This window comes from Kocuria sp., assembly GCF_030530945.1.
GTDB lineage: Bacteria > Actinomycetota > Actinomycetes > Actinomycetales > Micrococcaceae > Kocuria.
On the sequence record NZ_JAUMTZ010000007.1, the window covers coordinates 33,478 to 49,870 of the forward strand.

The 16,393-nt window shown below is 73.4% G+C and carries 14 protein-coding genes; 6 read left to right on the top strand and 8 right to left on the bottom strand.

Annotated features, from left to right (window positions below; genetic code table 11):
* The first annotated feature begins 305 nt into the window (after positions 1-305).
* Entirely contained in the window at positions 306-1,235 is a 930-nt protein-coding gene (locus tag Q4A22_RS07765) for a GerMN domain-containing protein (RefSeq protein WP_303178301.1), read from the top strand.
* A gap of 51 nt (positions 1,236-1,286) precedes the next feature.
* Here Q4A22_RS07765 and Q4A22_RS07770 read toward each other — a convergent pair whose 3' ends face one another.
* From Q4A22_RS07770 to hrcA, 3 genes are all read right to left on the bottom strand, one after another.
* On the bottom strand, positions 1,287-2,042 hold the full coding sequence (locus tag Q4A22_RS07770) for a 16S rRNA (uracil(1498)-N(3))-methyltransferase (RefSeq protein ID WP_303178303.1): 756 nt from the start codon (positions 2,040-2,042) through the stop codon (positions 1,287-1,289).
* Positions 2,039-3,181, bottom strand: coding sequence for a molecular chaperone DnaJ (dnaJ, locus tag Q4A22_RS07775; RefSeq protein ID WP_303178305.1), 1,143 nt, complete (start codon positions 3,179-3,181; stop codon positions 2,039-2,041). Before dnaJ ends, Q4A22_RS07770 begins: the two co-directional genes overlap by 4 nt.
* Positions 3,182-3,242: 61 nt before the next feature.
* Positions 3,243-4,256 (bottom strand): heat-inducible transcriptional repressor HrcA, encoded by a 1,014-nt coding sequence (gene hrcA / locus Q4A22_RS07780; protein ID WP_303178307.1) that lies wholly within the window; start codon positions 4,254-4,256, stop codon positions 3,243-3,245.
* Between the two features lie 141 nt (positions 4,257-4,397).
* Here hrcA and Q4A22_RS07785 point away from each other — a divergent pair, with 141 nt between their 5' ends.
* Both Q4A22_RS07785 and Q4A22_RS07790 read left to right on the top strand, forming a co-directional pair.
* A complete protein-coding gene (locus Q4A22_RS07785) occupies positions 4,398-5,288 on the top strand; it encodes a DUF3097 domain-containing protein (protein WP_303178309.1) in 891 nt (296 codons plus the stop codon).
* A 181-nt stretch (positions 5,289-5,469) separates the two neighbouring features.
* The gene (locus Q4A22_RS07790; RefSeq protein WP_303178310.1) at positions 5,470-5,907 is read left to right on the top strand and encodes a DUF4870 domain-containing protein; all 438 of its coding nucleotides are present in this window, start codon (positions 5,470-5,472) and stop codon (positions 5,905-5,907) included.
* 22 nt (positions 5,908-5,929) lie between these two features.
* Here the strand turns inward: Q4A22_RS07790 and hemW are convergent, their stop codons facing one another.
* Both hemW and lepA read right to left on the bottom strand, forming a co-directional pair.
* Positions 5,930-7,174: a radical SAM family heme chaperone HemW gene (gene hemW / locus Q4A22_RS07795; protein ID WP_303178311.1), complete on the bottom strand. Its 1,245-nt coding sequence runs from the start codon at positions 7,172-7,174 to the stop codon at positions 5,930-5,932.
* Entirely contained in the window at positions 7,174-9,030 is a 1,857-nt protein-coding gene (gene lepA, locus Q4A22_RS07800; RefSeq protein ID WP_303178312.1) for a translation elongation factor 4, read from the bottom strand. Before lepA ends, hemW begins: the two co-directional genes overlap by 1 nt.
* 165 nt (positions 9,031-9,195) lie before the next feature.
* Between lepA and Q4A22_RS07805 the strand changes: the two genes are divergently transcribed.
* The 3 genes from Q4A22_RS07805 (at position 9,196) to rpsT (ending at position 11,230) form a co-directional block, all read left to right on the top strand.
* A complete protein-coding gene (locus tag Q4A22_RS07805; protein ID WP_303178313.1) occupies positions 9,196-10,140 on the top strand; it encodes an aldo/keto reductase in 945 nt (314 codons plus the stop codon).
* A 27-nt stretch (positions 10,141-10,167) separates the two neighbouring features.
* Positions 10,168-10,737 carry a type II toxin-antitoxin system PemK/MazF family toxin gene (locus tag Q4A22_RS07810; RefSeq protein WP_303178315.1) on the top strand — a complete coding sequence of 190 codons (570 nt, stop codon included), beginning with the start codon at positions 10,168-10,170 and terminating at the stop codon, positions 10,735-10,737.
* Between the two features lie 232 nt (positions 10,738-10,969).
* On the top strand, positions 10,970-11,230 hold the full coding sequence (gene rpsT, locus Q4A22_RS07815; RefSeq protein ID WP_303178316.1) for a 30S ribosomal protein S20: 261 nt from the start codon (positions 10,970-10,972) through the stop codon (positions 11,228-11,230).
* 183 nt (positions 11,231-11,413) lie between these two features.
* Here the strand turns inward: rpsT and holA are convergent, their stop codons facing one another.
* From holA to Q4A22_RS07830, 3 genes are all read right to left on the bottom strand, one after another.
* Positions 11,414-12,427, bottom strand: a complete 1,014-nt coding sequence (gene holA / locus Q4A22_RS07820) for a DNA polymerase III subunit delta (RefSeq protein WP_303178318.1) — start codon at positions 12,425-12,427, stop codon at positions 11,414-11,416.
* Between the two features lie 187 nt (positions 12,428-12,614).
* A complete protein-coding gene (locus Q4A22_RS07825; protein ID WP_303178320.1) occupies positions 12,615-14,933 on the bottom strand; it encodes a ComEC/Rec2 family competence protein in 2,319 nt (772 codons plus the stop codon).
* 323 nt (positions 14,934-15,256) lie between these two features.
* On the bottom strand, positions 15,257-16,360 hold the full coding sequence (locus tag Q4A22_RS07830) for a ComEA family DNA-binding protein (RefSeq protein WP_303178322.1): 1,104 nt from the start codon (positions 16,358-16,360) through the stop codon (positions 15,257-15,259).
* Between the last annotated feature and the right edge of the window lie 33 nt (positions 16,361-16,393).

Here is a 16,393-nt window from a genome sequence, read left to right on the forward strand (position 1 = left end):
TCACGCGGGTGGATTCACGGGGTGTGGTGGTCAGGGTGTCGGTCCCCTCGAGTCGTTCGGTCATCACGTCCCAGCGTACCGCCACCTCTCCTGCGGGGGCCCAGGGTTGCGAGCTGCCCCACGTCCCCGTCGGGCGCGTCAGGGTTGGGAGGGCGCCCCCGCACTGGGTAGGTTGTGTGGCCGGGGCCGCCGAACCCGTCGACGCCGGAGCGCGCGACGACCGGCAGGCAGTTGGTACGAGACAGCTGGGCACCGTCCGGTGTCCGCGCAACCGGAGCAGGGATCGCTCACGGGAGGGAGGGTGCATGCCACGGCGTGCGAGCAGGACACGAAGAACCGGCGGACGCGCCATCGGGGTGGCACTCGCCCTGGCGCTCGCGGCGGGGGTCACCGCATGCGGCACCGCGGCGGACCACCCCGGCACGGACTCCCGGCCCGCACCGGGCATCGGCTCCGCCCCGGGCGCCACCAACGAGGCCGGCGACGGCGTGGCCACCGAGCAGGCGCCGGTATACTGGGTGGGCACCGGGGACCAGTCGGGGTACCTGTTCCGGGAGTTCCGCTCCCCGGAGAGCACGGACGTCGCGGATCCCGTGGCCCGCGCGGCCACGATGCTCACCTCTGCCACCCCCGAGGACCCGGACTACCGCACGCTGTGGTCCCCTGCGGACACGGTGGGCACCTCCGTCTCACCCGACGGCACGGTCACCGTGGACCTGCCCGCCGCCGCGTTCGCCACGCCCCTGTCCGAGCAGGACGCCCGCATGGCCCTGCAGCAGATGGTCTACACGGTCTCCGCCGCGGTGGTCACCGCCGGGCTGCTGGACTCCTCCACGGCCAAGGAGGTCCGCATCCTCGTGGACGGCCGCACCGGGTACCGGGCCTTCGGTGCGGTCACGCTGGACGACCCCCTGACACGCGACTCCGCCCTCGCCGCACCCGTGTGGCTGATCGACCCGCAGACCGGATCCGACCCCGCGAGCCCGCTCGCGCTCTTCGCCCGCGTGCTGCCCACCGTGCACGACGTGCGGTGGGAGATCACCGCGGACGGACGCCGGGTGAGGGGCGGCACCGTCCGCGGCGCCTCCCCGAGCACCGACCCCTCCGTGGGCACCGAGCTGCGCACCACGGCGGAGCTGGACCCCGGAACCTACGTGGTGCGTGTCAGCGGCACCGACGAGCACGGCACGGTCCTCACCGACGACCACGAGATCACGGTCTCCGCGCCGCAGTGATCCCCGCGCGCCGCCGGTCCTCGCCCGACGGACGCGGTAGCGAGGTGGAATTCAGTCCCAGAGGCCCAGCACGGCGCTCAGCGCGGCGAGCGCGGCGGGGCCCGCGGTGGAGGAGCGCATCACCGTGCGGCCCAGGCGCAGGGTGCGGGCCCCGGCGGCGCGCAGGGCGTGGAGCTCGGCGTCGCTGATCCCGCCCTCGGGGCCCACCACCACGGCCACGCGCTCGTGCGCGTCCTGCGCGGGCGTGTCGAGCGCCGACCAGGGCGTCTCGGCGCTCTCGTGCAGCACGAGCCACAGGGTGGCGGGCTCCTCGGCGACGAGGCGGACGAGGCCTGCCGTGTCCACCCAGGGCCGCAACTGCGGCCACGCGGCGCGGCGTGACTGCTTGGCCGCGGAGGCCAGCTGCGCCTCCCACTTGTGCATGGTCTTCGCGGCGCGCTCCCCGCGCAGGCGCACGATGCTGCGCTCGGCCTGCCAGGGGATCACCCGGCTCGCCCCGAGCTCGGTCGCGGACTCCACGGCCTGCAGGTCCCGGTCGCCCTTGGCGAGGGCCTGCACGAGGGTCAGCTCCGGCCGGGGCACGGCCTCGTGGGTGACCTCCGAGACCGTCACGCTCATGCGGTCCCGCTCCCCCGCGGTGAACGTGCAGCTCACGCGGGTACCGCGCCCGTCCACGAGGTCCAGCGGCTCACCCGCGCGCAGCCGCCGCACGGTCACCGCGTGCTTGGCCTCCGGGCCGGCGACGTCGAGCACCTCACCGGGACGGACCCCGGTGAGGTGCTCGTGGTGGAAGACGGGGTTCGTCACAGGTCGTTGAACCGCCCGCGCAGCCGGGAGAAGAACCCGCCGGCGTGGGAGGTGCTTACCGTGGTGCCGTCGTCGGACTCCTCGCCGCGCAGCTGCGCGAGACGCTCCACCAGCTCCCGCTGCTCGCCCGTGAGGTTCCGGGGGGTCTCCACCTCGAAGTGGACCTGCAGGTCCCCGCGGCCCTTGCCCCGCAGGTGGGTGACGCCCAGGTTGTCCAGGGTCACGGTGGCACCGGACTGGGTGCCTGGCTCCACCTCCACGCGGCGGGTGCCGTCGAAGGTCTCCAGCGTCACTGTGGTCCCGAGTGCCGCGGCCGTCATGGGCACGCGCAGGCGTGCGTGGAGGTCGTCGCCCTCCCGGTGGAACGAGGGGTCCGGGTCCACCTTCAGCTCCACGAAGAGGTCACCGTTGGGCCCGCCGGCGGTGCCGGCCTCGCCCTGGCCCCCCAGACGGATGCGGTTGCCGGACTGGATGCCCGCGGGGATCTTCACGGTCAGGGGGCGGCGGTCGCGCACCCGGCCCTCGCCGTAGCACTCGTGGCAGGGGCTCTCGATCACGGTGCCGAAGCCGTTGCACTGCGAGCACGGGGCCTGGGTGGTGACCATGCCCAGGATCGACTGGCGCTGGTACTGCATGTGCCCGGAGCCCTTGCACATGGTGCACGTCACGGGTCTCGTGCCCGGCTGGCAGCACGTGCCGTGGCAGGTGGGGCACGTCACGGCGGTGTCCACCGTGATGTCCTTCTCCACCCCGAACACGGCGTCCTTCAGGGAGATCCGCACGTTGATCAGGGCGTCCTGGCCCTGCCGGGTGCGGGACTGCGGACCGCGCTGGCCCCCGCCGCCTGCACCCTGGAAGAACGTCTCGAAGATGTCCGAGAAGCCGAAGCCGGAGCCGGGGAAGCCCCCGCCGAAGCCCGTGTCCGTGCCGTTCTCGTTGCCCGTGGCGTCGTAGACGCGGCGCTTCTCCGGGTCGGAGAGGACGTCGTTCGCGTGGGAGACGCGCTTGAACTCCTCCGCGGCCTCCGGGGAGGGGTTCACGTCCGGGTGCAGGGTGCGGGCCTTTTTGCGGTAGGCACGCTTGATCTCTTCGGCACTGGCGTCCCGGCTCACGCCGAGGGTTTCGTAGTGGTCGCTCACGATGTCGTCGCTTCTTCTCTCGTGTCGGGGTCGGTGGTCGGGGGCGGCGCCGGTGCGGCGCTCACTCCCCCAGGTTCTTGGACAGGTAGCGGGCCACCGCGCGCACGGAGGCCATGGTGGTGGGGTAGTCCATGCGGGTGGGTCCCACCACCCCCACCTTCGACGCGGCGCGCGGGCCGTAGCCGGTGGCCACCACGGACGCCTCCGCCAGGGGGTCGTCCCCACGCTCGGAGCCGATCCGCACGGCCACCCCGCGCTCGTCCTGCTGCATCTCGGACAACAAGCGCAGCACGGTCACTTGTTCCTCGAGCGCCTCCAGCACCGGGGAAATGCTCTGGGGGAAGTCCCCGCTGAACCGGGCCAGGTTCGCGGTGCCCGCCATCACCAGCCGGTGCTCGTCCGCGGCGTCCGCCAGCAGCACCAGGGCGTCCCCCACCGCGAGCGCGGCCGCGCGCAGGGGTTCGGGGGCGGTGGTGGGCAGGGTGGCGACGGCGCCGGGGACGGCTTCGAGGGCGAGGCCGAGCAGGCGGGCGAGCAGCAGGGCGCGCAGCTCCAGGAGGTCGTGCTCGTGCAGGGGCGCCGGCAGCGGGACGGCGCGCTGGACGACGCGTCCGCTGGTGGGGATGAGGATCACGAGGGCGGTGCCCGCGCCGAGGTCCACGAGCTCGACGTGGCGGACGGTGGTGCCGGTGTGGACGGGGTACTGGACGACGGCCACCTGGTGGGTGATCTGGGCGAGCAGGCGCACGGTGCGTTCCATGGCGTCGTCGAGGTCGTCGGCGCCGTCGAGGACGGCCTGGATGGCGCGGCGCTGCGCGGGGCTGAGGGGTTGCAGCGCGGTGATCTGGTCCACGAACACGCGGTAGCCGCGGTCGGTGGGGATGCGTCCGGAGCTGGTGTGCGGTGCGGTGATGAGTCCGGCGTCCTCGAGGGCGGCCATGTCGTTGCGGACGGTGGCGGAGGAGACGGGCAGGTGGTGGCGTTCCACGAGTGCCTTGGAGCCGACGGGTTCGCGGGAGTGGACGTAGTCCTCCACGATGGCTCGCAGGATCTGCACCCTGCGTGGGTGTTCCATGGTGTTCACCTCCCGTTGCGTCCGCCCAATTTTGGCACTCCAGTGAGCACAGTGCTAATTCGGGAGTGTAGCGGCCGCAGTGGCGGAGGGCGGCTTTGGTACGCTCGCGGCTGATTCGACCGCGACCGCCCAGGAGGCACCGTGAACGCACCCGGCTGGGGGTGGGGCCCGCAGGACCTCGGCAGCCCCGACGTGTCCCGGACGGGCCCCACCTCCCGTGACGTGGCGGTGGAGCCCGGGATGGTCCTGGAGGACGTGGAGACCGGCTGGGTGGGTGCCGTGGTGGGCGTGGAGGTCATCGGCGGCATGCGGGTGGTGGGTCTGGAGGACCGCCGGGGGCGCGTGAAGTCCTTTCCCCTGGGCCCGGGGTTCCTGCTGGAGGGTGAACCTGTGCGCCTGGGCCCGCCGGTGTCCCGCGCGCGACCGGCGACGCCGCGGCGGTCCCTCTCGGGCTCGGTGGAGGTCGCAGACCTGCGCGCCTCGGTGGCGAAGGAGTCCCGCGTGTGGGTGGAGGGATACCACGACGCGGAGCTGGTGGCGAAGGTGTGGGGCCACGACCTCGCGGTGGAGGGCATCGTGGTGGAGCCCCTGCACGGGGTGGACGACCTTCCCGCGGCCGTCCGGGAGTTCGGGCCCGGCCCGGGACGGCGGCTGGGAATCCTGGTGGACCACCTGGTGGCGGGGTCGAAGGAGTCGCGGATCGCCGAGGCCGCCCTGCGGGTGCCGGGGGCGCGCGGCAACGTGCTGGTGCTGGGCCACCCGTACGTGGACATCTGGCAGGCCGTGAAGCCCGCCGCCCTGGGGATCCCCGCCTGGCCGGTGGTCCCGCGCGGACAGGACTGGAAGACGGGTGCCGCCCGGGCGCTCGGGCTGCCCCACCGCACCCCGCAGGACGTGGGGCGGGCGTGGCAGGCGATCCTGTCGCGCGTGAGCAGCTACGCGGACCTTGAACCGGCGCTGCTGGGACGGGTGGAGGAGCTCATCGACTTCCTCACTGCACCCGAGGACCCGGCCCCGGACCACTCGGCCTGAACCCGGCACCGGGACCGCCGCACGGGCCGGCACGACGCGGGGGCGAGCCGAGAGAGGGCCCGGCACCGGGACCGTGACCCGGGTGACGGAGTGTTTTCCGGGCACCCGCCGTAGAATGGGTGTCCCAGGCCCCCTCGATCCTGCCTGACCCGGCTACCGCCCCTGAAAGGGACACCCCACCGTGACTGATGCTGCCTCCCCGTCCACGCCCGCGCCCTCGTCCGCGGCGGAGACCCCGTTCGAGTCCGTCCCCGCGGTGGCCCAGCCCCTGGACGTGGCGCAGGACCGGCAGTGGGCCACCCTGGCCCACCTCGGCGGCGTGGTGGGTGTGCTGCCCAGCTGGGTGATCCACCGGGTGTTCCGGGACCGCGGCCCGTTCACCGCGCAGGAGTCCCGCGAGGCCGTCAACTACACGCTGCTGCCCAGCCTGGTGATCCTGGCCGGGATCCTGCTGTCCCTGGTCCCCGTGATCGGGGGGTTCTGCGGGCTGGTGGCGGCCCTCACCTGGGTGTTCCTGGCGTTCACCTCGGTGCGTGCGGGCATCCGGGTCAACCGCGGCGAGCCGCACCAGTACCGGTTCAGCAGCCACCTCTACGACCGGCTCACCGCGCGCTCCTGAGCCCGCGACGCCGCCGCGGAGCTCACCAGTCGAGCAGGCGGCGCGTGACGGCGTCGGCCATGAGACGCCCCGCGTCGGTGAGCACCGCGGTGCCCGCGAGCGCGGCGGGGCCCTCCAGCCAGCCGTCGGCGATGAGTCCGGCCACAGCACGGCGGCCTGCGGGGCGCAGGGTGGCCAGGGGCAGGCCCTCGCGGATGCGGATGCCGAGCATCACGTGCTCGGTGTAGCGGGCCTCGGGGTCGGGGGTCTCCCGGCCCACGGCGGGTGAGAGCCCGGCGCGCACCCTGTTGGTGTAGGGCAGGGGGTGCTTCAGGTTCCACCAGCGCACGCCGTCGCTGTGGGAGTGGGCGCCGGGGCCTACGCCCCACCAGTCCTGGTCCCGCCAGTAGGCGAGGTTGTGGGCGCTGCGGTTCTGGGCGGCGCTGCGCCCGTGGGCGGCGCGGGACCAGTTGGAGACCTCGTACCACTGGAATCCGGCCTCGCCCAGGGCGCGGTCGGCGAGGGTGTACTTCTCGGCCTGGTCGTCGGGGTCCACGGCGGGGACCTCGCCGCGGCGCATCTGCGCGGCGAGCTTGGTGCCGTCCTCGATGATCAGCGAGTACGCGGAGACGTGGTCGGGTTCCAGGGCCAGGGCGGCGTCCAGGGACGCCTGCCAGTCGGGGATGCTCTCCCCGGGGGTGCCGTAGATCAGGTCCACGCTGGCGCCGAGTCCCCGTTCCTTGGCCCAGCCGACGGCGCGCGGCACGTTCGCGGGGGTGTGCGTGCGTTCCAGCACGGCCAGGACGTGCGGGACGGCGGACTGCATCCCGAAGGACACGCGGGTGACCCCGGCGGCGGCGAGGACGTCGAAGGTCTCCGGGGTCACGGAGTCGGGGTTGGCCTCCACGGTGACCTCGGCGCCCGGGGCGAGGCCGAAGCTCTCCCGCGCCTGGGCGAGCATCGCGGCGAGCTCACGGGCCGGCAGGAGGGTGGGTGTGCCGCCGCCGAAGAACACGCTGTGCAGGGCGCGCGGGGGTGCCCCGGCGGCGTCGAGCACGCCACGGGCGAAGCGGATCTCCGCGGCGGCGTCGCGGTGGTAGTCCGCGCGGGACACGCCGTCCCCGAGCTGGTCCACGGTGTAGGTGTTGAAGTCGCAGTACCCGCAGCGCACCGCGCAGAACGGGACGTGGACGTACAGGCTCAGGGTGCGCTGCGCGGCGCGCGCCACCGCACTGGGGGGCAGGGCCCCGTCCGACGGCGCCGGGTCGCCCTCGGGCTGTGCGGGCATTACTTCTTCTTGTCCTTCCCGCTGTCCTCGTCCGAGGACAGCGCGGCCACGAAGGCCTCCTGGGGGACCTCCACGCGGCCCACCATCTTCATGCGCTTCTTGCCCTCCTTCTGCTTCTCGAGCAGCTTGCGCTTGCGGGAGATGTCACCGCCGTAGCACTTGGAGAGCACGTCCTTGCGGATCGCGCGGATGTTCTCGCGCGCGATGATGCGCGAGCCGATGGCCGCCTGGATGGGGACCTCGTACTGCTGGCGCGGGATCAGCTTCTGCAGCTTGCCCGTCATGAGCACGCCGTAGGAGTAGGCCTTGTCCTTGTGGGTGATGGCGCTGAACGCGTCCACCTGCTCGCCCTGGAGCAGGATGTCCACCTTCACGAGCTCCGCGGCCTGCTCCCCGTCCGCCTTCCAGTCCAGGGACGCGTACCCGCGGGTCTTCGACTTGAGCTGGTCGAAGAAGTCGAACACGATCTCCGCGAGCGGCAGCCGGTAGCGCAGCTCCACCCGGTCCTCGGAGAGGTAGTCCATGCCCTTCATCTCCCCGCGCTTGGACTGGGAGAGCTCCATGACCGCGCCGATGAACTCGGAGGGCACCAGGATGGTGGCCGAGACCATGGGCTCGCGGATCTCCAGGATCCGGCCCTCCGGGAACTCGGAGGGGTTGGTGACCTCCACCTCGGAGCCGTCCTCCAGGGTCACGTTGTAGGACACCGACGGCGCGGTGGAGATCAGGTCCAGGTTGAACTCCCGCTCCAGACGGTCCCGGGTGATCTCCAGGTGCAGCAGCCCCAGGAACCCGCAGCGGAACCCGAAGCCCAGGGCGGCGGAGGTCTCGGGCTCGTAGACCAGGGCGGCGTCGTTGAGCTGCAGCTTCTCCAGGGCGTCCCGCAGCACCGGGTAGTCCGAGCCCTCCACGGGGAACAGGCCCGAGAACACCATGGGCTTGGGGTCCTCGTAGCCGCCCAGGGACTGCTTCGCCGGCTTCTGCTGGCTCGTCACGGTGTCACCCACGCGGGACTGGCGGACGTCCTTCACGCCCGTGATGAGGTAGCCCACCTCCCCCACGCCCAGCCCCTTGGACGGGATGGGCTCCGGGGAGATCACCCCGATCTCCAGCAGCTCGTGGGTGGCCCCCGTGGACATCATCTGGATCCGCTCGCGCGGGGTGAGGGTGCCGTCCACCACGCGCACGTAGGTGACCACGCCGCGGTAGGTGTCGTACACCGAGTCGAAGATCATGGCCCGCGACGGCGCGTCCTTCACGCCCTGGGGCGCGGGCACGTCACGGACGATCCTGTCGAGCAGCTCCGCCACGCCCTCGCCGGTCTTGCCCGAGACCCTCAGGACGTCCTCCGGCTCCACGCCGATGAGGTTCGCGAGCTCCGCGGCGTACTTCTCCGGCTGCGCCGCCGGCAGGTCGATCTTGTTCAGCACGGGGATGATCGTGAGGTCGTTCTCCAGCGCCAGGTACAGGTTCGCCAGCGTCTGCGCCTCGATGCCCTGGGCGGCGTCCACCAGCAGGATGGTGGCCTCGCACGCGGCCAGTGAGCGCGAGACCTCGTACGTGAAGTCCACGTGGCCCGGGGTGTCGATCATGTTCAGGGCGTAGTCCGTGCCGTCCACGTTCCAGGGCATCCGCACGGCCTGGGACTTGATGGTGATCCCGCGCTCGCGCTCGATGTCCATGCGGTCCAGGTACTGCGCCTTCATCTGCCGGGGTGTGACCACGCCCGTGGCCTGCAGCATCCGGTCCGCGAGCGTGGACTTGCCGTGGTCGATGTGCGCGATGATGCAGAAGTTGCGGAGCACCGAAGGGTCGGTCGAGGCGGGTGCCGGTGGGTTGACGGCCAACGGTGACACGGGCGGTCCTTTCGTTTCCGGGATGACTCCCCAGTTTCCCATGATCGGGGACCGGGGGCGAACCGGTGCCGGTGGCGTCCCGGGCACTCACGGGTGCCGGTGCTAGGTTGCCGCCCACCGGGGTCCGCCCGCTCCCCGTTCCGCTCCCGAGGAAGGGCCACACCCATGAGCACGAACCACGACGACGCCGCGCTGCCCGTTCCCATCCCCGGCGGCCCCGGGAGGCTGGCCGGACACACCGTGGCCCGGGTGGGCTACGGTGCCATGCAGCTGCCGCGCCTGGCGGATGCCGACGCCGCGTGCGCCGTGCTGCGCCGGGCGCTGGAGCTGGGCGTGAACCACTTCGACACCGCGTACTTCTACGGCGACGGCATGAGCAACGAGTGCCTGGCCCGGGAGGTGGTGGACCGCCCGGGTGTGGTGGTCGTGACGAAGGTCGGGGCCCGCCCCGCCCGCCGCGGTCCCGCTCCCCTGGTCTCCGCCCAGCGCCCGGAGGAGCTGCGCCAGGGGGTGCTGGACAACCTGCGCACCCTGCACCGCGAGCAGCTGGACGTGGTGAACATGCGCCGCATCGGCGCGTTCGGCTTCCCCAAGGGCCCCGACCAGTTCGTGGACTTCGACGACCAGGTGGCCGAGATGGTCGCGATGCGCGACGAGGGCCTGATCGGTGCCATCGGACTGAGCACGGTCACCGCGGACGAGCTCGCCCGCGCCCTGCCCGCCGGGATCGCGTGCGTGCAGAACCCGTACGGGGTGGCCTCGCGAAAGGACGAGCCGGTTCTCGCGGTGTGCCGCGCGGAAGGCATCCCCTGGGTGCCGTACTTCCCCCTGGGCGGGGCGTTCCCCGGCGCCCCGAAGGTCGTGAAGGAACCGGTGGTCCAGGAGATCGCCGCCGCCGCGGACACCACCCCCGCGGCCGTGGGACTCGCCTGGCTGCTGCACCACGCCCCGGACACCCTGCTGATCCCCGGCACGGCCTCCGTGGCGCACCTGGAGCAGAACGTGGCGGCGGGCTCCCTGGAGCTGGACGAGGACGCCCTGCGGCGCCTGGACGAGCTCACCCCCACCACGGGGGCTTCCGGGGCCCTGAACCGCTTCCGGCGCGGCTGAGGCCCACCCGCCCCTACGATGGTGGTCATGGCAGACCTCACACGACTGCTCCGCGAGGGGCGCAGGCTCTACCGGCTCTACCAGCGCCTCACCCGCCCCACTGCGGCGCCGCAGCGGGGCCCAGGCGGTTCCCCCGGGAACGCACCGCGGCACGACGGCACCGGGCGCACCCGGGCGGGCACGGCGGCGTCGTCCGGTGGGACCTCCGCGTATCCCGGGGACTGGACGGGGCCCGTCAACCCGCGGTGGGCGGCGAAGCCCGACGGCCGCCCGGATCCGGGCGAGGTCGTGTGGACGTGGGTGCCCTACCAGGAGGACCACTCTCGCGGAAAGGACCGGCCCGTGCTGGTCGTGGACCGGGCGGACGGGTACCTGCTGTGCGTGATGCTCACGTCCAAGGACCACGACACCGCCGCCCACGACGACCCGCGCTACGTGGACGTGGGCACGGGTGGCTGGGACCGCTCCGGGCGCCCTTCGGAGGCGCGGCTGGACCGGATCATCCCCGTGCGCCCCGAGAACGTGCGCCGCGAGGGTGCGGTGCTGGACCGCGCCCGCTTCGACGCCGTCGCCGCGCAGCTCACGGCCCGGCACTGAGCGGGAGCCCCTCCCACACCGGGGAGAGCCGCGAGTCCCCGCGCGGCGGCCGCGTGGCGTGTTGCCGGCGGCGCCCGGGGCGGAAATCTGCTAAAGTCGACGGCTGTGTGTCCGCGCTGGTCGTCGGGCACAGCGGATGGCCGCCACCGAGCGTCCCCACTCTCACATCTCAGTCGATGACCGTCCGTGAGCCCTCACTGACCTACTTCCGCAATCGTTCTAGGAGTCCCACGTGGCCAACATCAAGTCGCAGAAGAAGCGCATCCTCACCAACGAGAAGGCTCGCCTGCGCAACAACTCGTACAAGTCCGAGCTCAAGACCCTGATCCGCAAGGTGGACGCGGCGGTCGAGTCCGGCAACAAGGACGCCGCTGCGGAGACCCTGCGCAACGCGTCCCGCAAGCTCGACAAGGCCGTGTCCAAGGGTGTCCTGCACAAGAACACCGCGGCCAACAAGAAGTCCGGTCTGGCCAAGAAGGTCGCCAAGATCTGAGTCGGCTGACCCCGTCGCGCTGACGGAGTGAACGGGCCCGGTACTCCTCGCGAGTACCGGGCCCGTTGTCGTGTGCGGGGTGCTGTCCGCGTGTGCCGGGGTAACCGGTGCGCGAGTCCCCGCTCCGTGGCGCGAGGCCCTGCCCCGTGGCGGGTGCTCAGCGGGACCCGCTGCGAGGCCGGCTCAGCGGTGCCCGGACGTGGCGATCACCGTGATGGCCCGCTCCACCGCGAAGTACGGGGAGCGGGAGGCGCCCTTGACCTGGGCGTCGGCCTCCGCGATGGCCTGCAGGGCCCGGGTGACGTCCTCGGCCGTGAAGCGGCGCGCCTCGTTCTGTGCGCGCTCCACCTGCCACGGGGCCGCACCCACGTCCTTGGCGATCCGGTTCGCTCCCCCGCGGGAGCCCGCGGTCAGGGCGATCAGCCGCATCTTCGAGCCCAGGGTGGCCACCATGGGCACGGGGTCCACCCCCACGTCCACGGCCTGGCGCCACAGCTTCAGCGCCTGCTCCGCGTTGCCGGCCACGGCGGCGTCCGCCACGCGGAACGCGGTGACCTCCACCCGCCCGCCATAGTACTTCTCCACCAGCTCCAGGTCCACGGTCACGGGGCCGTCCGCCACCAGCTGCGAGCACGCCGCGGCCAGCTCCGCCGTGGAGGTGCCCACGGCCGCGGCCAGGGCGCGGGCGGCGTCGGGCTCGATGCGCTTGCCCTGCGCCCGGAACTCCGCCAGCACGAACGCGGACTTGTCCCGGTCCGACTTGGGCGGGGTGCAGTCCAGCACCAGAGCGCGCTCCTTGAGGGCGTCCAGCAGCTTCTTGCCGCGGTTGCCGCCGGAGTGCTGCCACAGCACGGTGACGTCCGGGTCCGGGGCCGCCACGTAGGCGAGGGCGTCCGCGAGCAGGTGCTCGTTCATGCTCGCCAGCTCCTGGACGCACACGAGCTTGGGGTCGTCGAACAGGGACGGGCTGGTGACCACGGCGAGCTGGCCGGGCTCGTAGTCCCCCGCGGCGATGTCCGTCACCTCGCACGAGCCGCGCTGGCCACGGATGGCGTCCCGCAGGGACTCGCGGATGCGCTGCAGGATGTACTCGTCCGAGCCGGACGCCAGCACGAGGGGCTGCGGGGTGGCCTCGCGCCACGAGGTCTGCGGCGCGGCCGCGGGCTGGCGGCGGGCTGACGATCGGGCCGGTGACATGGTGCTCCTTGGTGGTGCTGGCACGGGTGGCGCCCGGCGGTCCGCGGGCTACGCCACCCGGGTGCCCGGCTGCCCCACGCTGCGCGGGCGCGGGGACAGAGGCGTCGCCGTGGGTGGCCCTGCCATGCTAGCCCGCCGCCGACACGCGCGCCGGGCCGCCCGCTGGGTGTGGAGGCCTCGGTGGTGCTCACCGCTGGGCCACCACCACCCGTCCGCCTTCCCGGTGCATCCACAGCGCGCCGCTCTCGTCCGTGCGCGCCACCGCGGCGTCGACCTCCTGCAGTGCGGCCACAATCTCCGGGTGCGGGTGGCCGTAGCTGTTGCCCTCCCCCACGGAGATCACCGCCAGCGCGGGGTGCGTGTCGCGGATGATGTCGGTGCCGCCGTTGCGGGCACCGTGGTGGGAGGCCTTCAGGACGTCCACGTGGGGTGCGCGGCCGCCGGGGAGGGTGCGGAGGTCGCGGCGGTAGCCGTCGGCTTCGAGGTCCCCGGCGGAGAGCCAGGTGGTGGGCCCGTCGGGGCCGTCGATGGTGAGGAGCAGCACGAGGGAGGCGTTGTTCTCGTCCTCGGAGGTGACCTTCCGGTGCGCGGGGTGGTAGCCGGTTCCGGGGCCTGCGGGTGTGGGCGGGGAGGGCACGGGTGGTGCGGGGGCCAGGACCTCCACGGTCAGCGGTCCCAGGTGCAGCCGCTCGCCAGGGGCGGGGCGCACGGCGATGTCCGCCCACTGGACGAGTTCGTCCGGTGGGGTGTCCCCGGCGGCGGAGTACCAGACGCGGTCCACGTCCACGGTGTCGGCCAGGCCTTCCAGTCCGGCCACGTGGTCGGCGTGGGCGTGGGTGGCGATCACGGCGTCCAGGTGGGTGATCTGCGCCTGGCGCAGGCACCGTGTGAGGGCGCGGGGGTCCGGTCCGCCGTCCACGAGGACGGCGCTGTGCTCCCCGGTGCGGTGCAGGGTGGCGTCCCCCTGCCCCACGTCGCAGACCACGGACTCCCACGCCGGGGCCGGGCGGAACCACCACAGCACGGCGGTGACCAGCAGGACGACCAGCGCGAGCGACGCGGTCACGGCGAGCAGGCGACGTCGGGCGCGGGTGCGCTGGAGGCGGATGCGCCACACGGCGTCGGGCACCGGGTTCTCAGCGGGGGCGGCGTTGACGGCGCCCGCGGCGGGTGCCGGACGGCGCATCCGGGCGTCCAGCGCGTGGACGGCGGCGAGCGCGAGGAGTGTCAGGGCGGTGAGCAGCACGATCCCGGGGAGGCCGGGTGGCCAGGGCAGGTGCGCGCCGGGCAGGGACGCGAAGGTCTCGGCCACGCAGGCCAGGGCGCGAGCGGGCAGAGAGGCGGCGCCCACGGGCAGGTTCGCGGCGCGCTCCCACCCGGCGGCGGCGCCGTCGTGGGCGCCGGACGGGAGCCAGGCCAGCAGCGGCGTGAGTAGGTGACCGGTGAGCAGGACGCACACGGCGAGCAGCCCGGCCACGGTGACCACGGGCACGAGCGGGGAGGTGACGATGTTCGCGGGCAGGGAGTACACGGGCAGGTCGGGGTTGAGCAGCAGCAGCGCGGGACCGCACCACAGCTGCGCGACCAGGGGCACCGCGAGGCACACGGCCACCGTGGTGGGCAGGCGGGTGGCGAGCAGGCGTGTGACGGGGCGGGCGCTGACCACGATGCCCGCGGTGGCCAGCACGGACAGCACGAAGCCCATGTCCGTGGCCAGGTCCGGGCGGGCGAGCACCAGACCGATCACCGCGGCGCACAGGGCGTTGAGGCTCACCCCCGCGCGCCCGCCCAGCATGGCGAGTCCTCCGAGCGCTCCCATCACGCCGGCGCGAAGAACGGAGGGGTCCGGGCCCACGAGGACCACAAATCCCGCGAGCGCGGCGAGACCCACGGCCACGCACGCACGACGCCCCGCCCCCAGGGTCAGGGCCGTGAGACCGCTCAGGGTCATCACGAGCGCGCAGTTGGACCCGGAGACCGCCGTGAGGTGGGTCAGCCCGGTGTCCTTCATGCTCTGGGCGAGGGCGTCGGGCAGCTGGGAGGTGTCCCCCACGGTCATTCCGGGCACCAGCCCGGCGCTCGCGGCCCCGAAGCCGCCCGCGATCCGGACCAGGTCGGACCGCACGGCCGGCACCAGCCCGTGCGCCGCGGTCGGCTCGGCGCTGTGGGAGGTGTCCGGCGGGGAGGTGGCGCGGGCGAGCAGCCGTGCCGGGGTGGCGGTGCTCGCCACGGTGACGCCGCCGCCCACCGCCTGCCCGTCCGCTACGGCCTCCCAGCCGGGGTGCGTGGCGAACACCGTGAGCCGTGCGGGGGCGGGGGCCCCGTCCGCGGTGGTCACGTCCAGGGTGAGGGCGACGCCGTGGGAGGCCTCCTGCTCCGCCGCCCCGGAGTGGGAGGTGTACGGGGAGGGCGTCCCGGAGACAGTGGCCTGGACCCGCACCACCGACCCCGGAGGGTGGTGGGCCAGGAACGCGCGGGCCGGGGCGGTGGCGGCGAGGGTGCTCACGAGGGCAGCCACTCCGGCGAGGAGGACCACACCTGCCATGACCCACGAGCCGCGGCACCGCGATCGGCGGGGCTGCGATCGGCGGGGCGGGGCGACACCGCGACGCGATGCACGGGGTTGCGAGACACCGCCCCGTGATGCCTGACGGGGCCAGCCAGCGGGAAACCGCACCCATCCGCGGGGCACACGGTGCGCGAGGAGGATTGCCACCGCGCACACCACGCAGCACGCCGCGCCCGCACGCCACTCGCCCAGCAGGGTGGCCACCGCGCTCAGCCACACCGTGAGGGCCACGGGCAGCAGCCGCAGGTCCCAGGTGACGGTCACACCGTGACCAGGGGCAGCAACGACTCGAGCATGGCGGGACCCACACCGCTGACGTCGTCCAGCTGCTCGGGCGCGGTGAACGGGCCGTGCTGGGTGCGGAACTCCACGATCCGCTGGGCGAGCACCGGACCCACGCGGGGCAGCTCCTCCAGCTCGGTCTCCGTGGCGGTGTTGAGGTTCACGAGCGCACCGCCCGGGGCGGGGGTGCCACCGGCAGCGGCGCCGGTTCCCGCTGACGTGGTTCCGGCAACGGCGCCCGCCCCGGCGCTTGGGCTTCCCGTACCGCTGCTCCCCGCCGAGGCACCTCCCGTGCCGGCGCCCCCGGGCTGCGCCGGGGCCGTGAGCACCTGGTCCGCGTTCTGCGCGTTGGGGATGACGATCTGCGCTCCGTCCGTGACGGTCGCCGCCAGGTTGATGCGGTCCTTGACCGCCTCCGGGGTGAAGCCGCCCGCCGCCGTGACGGCGTCCATGACGCGGGACCCGGGTGAGAGGGTGACCACGGAGGGGTCCTTCACCTCCCCCACCACGTGCACCGTGAGCACACCCCCGGTCGCGGCGCCACCCGGAGAGGCAGCCGCCGAGGCCGACGCACCGCTCTCGGCACTGGACGCCCCCACCGACGACGCGCCGCTGTCCTCCGCACCCGCGCCGTCCGAGCGGGCGTGGGATGCGCCCGCAGTGTCCCGCCCGGCCCGAGAGCCCCGAGTGTCATCCGCGTCCGAGGACGCCTCCGCCGACGTGACCACCGCGTCCCCGTTCCCGCCACCGCGCAGCAGGGACACCGCCCCCGCCGCGAGCGCGACGAGCAGCACCAGGCACAGCAGGACAAGGGCCGGTCGGCTCAGCCGGCGGCGGAGCGTGACGTCCTCCCGGTGCCGGGCCGCGTACCCGGCGTCATCCGCAGACCCGGGCAGGGACTCGTGCGGGGACTCCGCCACCTCCGCAGACGTCGAGCCGGAATCAGCGGGTGCACCGCCCTGCGGTTCCTCACCAGGTGCGGACCCCGACCCGGTGTGCTCCTCCCGCAGCAGAGCGCTCAGCCGCTCCGTGGCGTCAGTGTCCCGAAATCTGCGCCGTCCCCTGACGTCAATCCCTCTCATGCCCCCACTGAACCCCGGGCCGCCACCGCACCC